Source organism: Nostoc sp. DedQUE08, assembly GCF_034530895.1.
Lineage (GTDB): Bacteria > Cyanobacteriota > Cyanobacteriia > Cyanobacteriales > Nostocaceae > Nostoc.
The window spans coordinates 1-5,692 of record NZ_JAVRCD010000124.1; the positions used below are offsets into that span (position 1 = coordinate 1).

The window sequence follows — 5,692 nt, forward strand, 5'->3', positions numbered from 1 at the left end:
ATATTGCTGTTTACGCTGCTTGATTGAATTAAAAATGGATAAAGTCGAGCTAAGTAGTTATTCTAAAAGTATCTTGGATGTGTTTTTAGCAATGAAAACGATTAATTTAGAAATAAATGAATCATCCTCGACATCTGGTGAAGCCGACGAGCCACCAGCGCCAACATCAAAAGAGATAGAGACACAACAAGAAACTTTAGAGAAATCCCTCTTGTGGTCAGAAATTCCAATGTTGCTGGAATATCAATCTCTCAACCGCACAGAAGCGATCCTAAAGGTATTGCAAAAACACAGGGGTATTGTATGTCACATAGATTTTGTGGTGCGATCGCTCTATGGTGATTTAGAACCAGATATTTTCAAACTAGTAAAGGGCAGAGTTCAATCTACATTAACTTATGGCAGAGAAAGCGGTAAATGGTCGCTTGTTCCTGGTAAACCCGGTTCTTTTACCCTAGATTTAAAATTGCTTAACTCGAATCGTACTAGTTCTTTTAAGAAGAACAAAAACAGAAAACCTGACCCACAGGCACAAACTAATACTATACCAATACAAGGAGAATTTTCCGGGCAGTTTTTGATTGTCTGACCCTTCATCGTGACGTATTTGCCGCTTATAAAGCCAGTTTGGGCTTAATTTTTGTCTAAGTCCCGCTATTTATAAAAAGGTTATTTCTCAATCTCTCATTTGTAGACTTAAACGTTTCTTCAATCAATACTAGATTATATTTATATTCTGCTAAAATCTTAAAGTTATGCTAAGGCGATCGCCACTCAAAATGGAAGATTCGCAGACTCAAATTTGAGCCAGGATTCAAATTAATTGTTGGCCTAAGTTAACCGACAGGATTCCACAACGGCTGATGCACAATGCAAATGTCATAACATTTGCCATGTCATTTCCTGCCCCGCCCCCAAAGGTACAAGCCCAGATTCCATAAATGGAATTTCATCAGGAACGCGCCAAGTCGTTTTGGACAAGGTAATTCGCTCGGTATTACGCGGCAGTTGATAAAAATCTGGGCCATAGAAGCTAGCGAACGCCTCCAGTTTATCCAGGGCTTTCACGCTTTCAAATGCTTCGGCATACAACTCAAGGGCGTGCAGAGCCGAAAAGCATCCCGCGCAGCCACAGGAACTTTCTTTGCTGGTGCGGGTATGGGGAGCGCTATCAGTACCTAGAAAAAACTTCGGATTAAGCGATGTTGCCGCTTGCAACAAAGCCTGACGATGCTCCTCCCGTTTCAAAATGGGCAGGCAATAAAAATGGGGGCGAAGGCCACCTTTGAACAGGGCATTACGGTTAAACAACAAATGTTGTGGCGTAATTGTTGCCGCGATGGTGTTGGCAGACAGGACATACTGCACCGCATCGGAGGTGGTGATATGCTCAAGCACCACCCGCAGGTTGGGAAATCGCTGCTTGAGAGGGATTAAATGTCGCTCGATAAACACCTTCTCGCGATCGAACGTATCAACATCGTTATCGGTCACTTCCCCGTGCAGTAATAACGGCATGTCCACCTGCTGCATTGCTTCAAAGACGCGATCGCTCTTTTGAATATCCGTCACACCGGAATCTGAGTTGGTCGTTGCACCGGCTGGGTAGTACTTGACCGCTTTGATAAACTGAGATTCTTTCGCCCGGAGAATGTCGTCGGGGCTGGTGTTGTCGGTGAGGTAGAGCGTCATCAATGGCTCAAACTGTTGGGCTTCTGGAATGGCGGCGAGGATGCGATCGCGATAGCAAGCCGCATCTGCCACCGAGCGGATAGGGGGCTTCAAGTTCGGCATGATGATCGCGCGGGCAAACTGACGTACCGTGTAGGGCAGAACCGCTTTCAGTGCTGCACCGTCGCGCAGATGCAGATGCCAATCGTCAGGTCGGGTGATGGTAAGCTTTTGCATCCTTTCATTATAAAACGGCAACAAGGGCCTCATGAAAATAGGGGGGATCATCCAGATATGGTATGGGGCGATCGCTATCTATGATACTGTACTCAAGTTTGCTCCTAATGACCTCAAAACTTTTAAGCGCAAGGGTTTCGCTCTCGAAAAGCTGTCCAAGCTACAGTTATCTCAACAGCAGTATACAGAGGCTATCAAGGCTTTAAAGCAAGCGATCGCCTATGATAGTGCCTTTTCTCGATACCACAGTGATGCAATTGATATTAGTTATCACGGAATGATGATTGAAAGATTAGCCGAACTATACTTAACCAACAAGCAGTATACAGAAGCATTCGCAACTTATCAACAAGCACTTGCTACTTATGAAACTGCCATTCAACATCTTGAAGTGGCAGACACACTTCGCAAGCAATAGTTTATTGGTCTAATACCAAGCTTGGGTGTAAATCAAGCCATCCATTCAGTCCAATGCGGCGCATCTGTCACCAGCTGAGCAAACTTTTGAGAGCAAGCGTCTTCAAACTCCAGGATCACGCCGCAACTTCAGGCGTAATCCCTTCCATCCTTGAGCTTCTTGCGTTTCGAGACTATGGTAAGATTCAAGACTATGCAGGAGAAACTTGGTTGACGCTCAAACAGGATTTACTGCAAACACTGCAAAATCAGCCAGATTTGGGAATAAGAGAAGCTCAAGTCGATATTTTCCTCCATGAAGGATTAATTAATGATCCAATTAAAACAGTAGAGAGAGATACTTACTCTGATTCCAAACTGGTTCATTGAGTCATGGATGCAGCAGTTTCCCCTCGTCAAGATTGGGTAATTGATAACGCAAAGCAGACGGGCAGAACCAATTATGGAACAAGGGAAAGCTGACCGTTATAAGCTGCGGTTAATTGGCTAAAAAAAGTCAAAGCTGGTTATATTAACTAGGGTAAAAAGCTGAATGGTCTGCTTATCGCTCAAAATTAGAAGCGGCTCATGGACGTAAACGTAAATTAATGGAATTATTTAAAGAACTGAATTAATAGTATGATTAATTTAGGTAATGATACCATAAAACTGCAAAAAAACCTCGCCCATATATATTTCGAGTTACATCCTTCCTTACAAAGGATTATCCAGTTATTTTCGGTAATTTATGCACCGATAGATAAAAATTCATTTGTAAGTTGTATTAGTAAGACTGGCGCTTTAGATGAAAAGAATAAACCTTGGGGTACTAAAACCCTTAGCCCCCAGATTGATAAATTGTTAAAAGCAGGTTTGTTAGTACAGTCAAGTAGACAAGGTGCTGAATGCCATCCTTTACTCACAGAAATTGCTACTCGTCATGCTGTACAAACCGGACAGTTTGAAATCCTCGTTACAGCAGTAGAAGAGAAGCTACCAATACGTACTCACTGGAACAGAGATTTTCGGATTTTCTCCAGTCTGCGCCAGTGTATCAGAGAAATCCGCATTGGTATTTATCGCCAAGACCTTAGTTTTATTAATCAGCAAATTGAAGATTACCAGAAGTACAGTGATAGTGAAGAAAAAATAATAATAGAAAATATCTTTGAGCAGATATACAATAATCCATTTGATGCAGATTGGTTTAAGACCCTTCCACTTGGATTATATGAAAGTGGTATATCCAGTATCCTCTTCAATTCAGCCTTAAAATTATCCGCTTCGGAAGATGCGTTGATGCTGCTAGAAGAAGAATGCTCTACACCTGGAAGACATTGCTCAGATTATCTACATCTGATTTTGACAGAACAACTGTTGTTACAGGGTTGTACCCAAGAAGCACAAGAAAGTCTGGAGCGTGTATCAAATGACTATCAAAATAACGTCGGCGTTTTTTGGGGTTGGTTAAGTTTTCTGCGGGGTGAAAATGAACAAGCGATAAAATATTATACAGATGCCCTCAAAGCCATCAAAAAGGCTACAGGCAAACGCCAAATATATTTCAATACAATTGGGGGCTTATTTTTTATCCTCGCACTTTTAAAAGATGGTTCAGTGCAACATCTCAAAGAAGCAGAAGAGTATACCAATTTGATGTCCCGTCAAGGAGATCATTGGCTCAGGTTCACTTATGGCAGACTGAAAATGGTACTGCAAGTCCACCTTGGTGATATTACTCAAAAACAATTTGTAGTTAGCGGTCATATTTCTTCCGTGGAAGAAGAAAATAGCTTACAAACATTGTTTTGTTCGCTATGCCTTTACTGGATGGATGCCCAGAGTGCTAAAAAACGTTTACCTAATTTACTAGAACCACTATATCGGCGATCGCTCGCCTCCGGTTATCACTGGCTGGCAATGGAAACCGCAGAACTCCTATCCAGGCTCAAACCAAGTAGTAACTATCAAAAAGAAGCAGAGGTACTGCGAGAAGATAGCAATGTCCAAACCATCGTAGATTTAATTCGACCCCAAGAAGCTTGGGAAATGTGCCTCAATGCCCTGGCAAATCTCCAATCAAGACCACAAACATCCCTAAAACCAGAATCGGAACTGCGTTTAGCATGGTTCATAACCTTCTATCCCAGCAGATGTGTCTTACAACCAAAGGAACAAAAAGTTAATGCCAAAGGAGAATGGAGTAAAGGTCGCCCCATAGCCCTCAAGCGTCTAAGCAGTGCATTATCTGAGTTTGATTACATCACCCCCCAAGATATGCGGGTATGTAGTTGTATTGAGGCATATAGTGATGGCTATTACGGCAAAGTTGATTATACCTTCGGTGAAAAAGCTATCTCTGCTTTAATTGGACACCCGTTGGTTTTTTGGGAAGATACACCTAATATCCGTGTAGAAATTGTTAAAGGAGAACCAGAACTACTGGTTAAAAAAGAAAAACTTGGCCGTCTGACTTTGGAATTTTCTCCCAAATTACCAGAATCACAAAATATTCTGCATATCAAAGAAACCCCAACCCGCATCAAAGTCATTGAAATTACTGCCGAACACAGACGCATTGCGGAGATTATTGGTAAAGATAATAAATTAAATGTGCCTGCGATCGCAGAAAAGCAAGTTTTAGCAGCCATAAATGCCGTCTCTGGCATCGTCACCGTACATTCTGATATTGGTGGCGGTTCAGAAGGTGCAGAAGAAGTACCCGCCCAGACTCTACCCCATATTCATCTTTTACCTGCCAATTCCGGCTTGAAAATTAGCCTTTTGTCGCGTCCCTTTGCCCAAGGTGGCCCCTACTACCGTCCTGGTACAGGTGGTGAAACTGTAATTGCCGAGATTGACGGTAAACGTCTCCAAACCCGACGAAATCTGTCTGAAGAAAAGCAACTTGCCGCCTATGCTATAGCCGCTTGCGCCACCTTGACTCAAATTGAAGAACAAGATGGTGAATGGATTATAGACGATCCAGAAGACTGTTTAGAACTGCTGCTAGAACTGCAAACGCTGGGAAATAACGTAGTCATCGAATGGCCACAAGGAGAAAAACTGCGTGTTAGCCACAATGCCGACTTGAAAGACTTTAATTTATCAATTCAACGTCAGCAAGACTGGTTTGCAGCAGATGGGGAGTTGAAATTGAATAACGACCTAGTGCTGGATATGCAGCAACTACTAGAACTATTAGAGAAAACCCCCAGCCGTTTTATTCCTCTTGGTGATGGTCAATTTTTGGCTTTAACTCAAGCTTTTCGGAAACGCCTCGACGAATTGCGGATGTTTTCGGAAAAGCATAGTAAAGGTATTCGTTTTCACGGGTGAACGAAAAAAGGTGTGGGAGAGTAGTTAGCGGGTATCATACGCTAACATA

General features: G+C 42.6%; 3 protein-coding genes and 2 pseudogenes. 4 read left to right on the top strand and 1 reads right to left on the bottom strand.

Features of this window, described 5'->3' with window-relative positions:
* Nucleotides 1-589, top strand: a pseudogene (locus tag RMY64_RS36475) (hypothetical protein); the annotation flags it as partial.
* A 290-nt stretch (nucleotides 590-879) separates the two neighbouring features.
* On the opposite strand, the gene pyrC reads toward RMY64_RS36475, so the two are convergent.
* Nucleotides 880-1,908, bottom strand: a complete 1,029-nt coding sequence (gene pyrC, locus RMY64_RS36480) for a dihydroorotase (RefSeq protein ID WP_322702660.1) — start codon at nucleotides 1,906-1,908, stop codon at nucleotides 880-882.
* Between the two features lie 31 nt (nucleotides 1,909-1,939).
* Between pyrC and RMY64_RS36485 the strand changes: the two genes are divergently transcribed.
* From RMY64_RS36485 to RMY64_RS36495, 3 genes and pseudogenes are all read left to right on the top strand, one after another.
* The gene (locus RMY64_RS36485) at nucleotides 1,940-2,326 is read left to right on the top strand and encodes a tetratricopeptide repeat protein (RefSeq protein ID WP_322702661.1); all 387 of its coding nucleotides are present in this window, start codon (nucleotides 1,940-1,942) and stop codon (nucleotides 2,324-2,326) included.
* 86 nt (nucleotides 2,327-2,412) lie between these two features.
* Nucleotides 2,413-2,694, top strand: coding sequence for a hypothetical protein (locus RMY64_RS36490; protein WP_322702662.1), 282 nt, complete (start codon nucleotides 2,413-2,415; stop codon nucleotides 2,692-2,694).
* Between the two features lie 249 nt (nucleotides 2,695-2,943).
* Nucleotides 2,944-5,637: pseudogene (locus RMY64_RS36495) on the top strand (ATP-dependent helicase); the annotation flags it as partial.
* Between the last annotated feature and the right edge of the window lie 55 nt (nucleotides 5,638-5,692).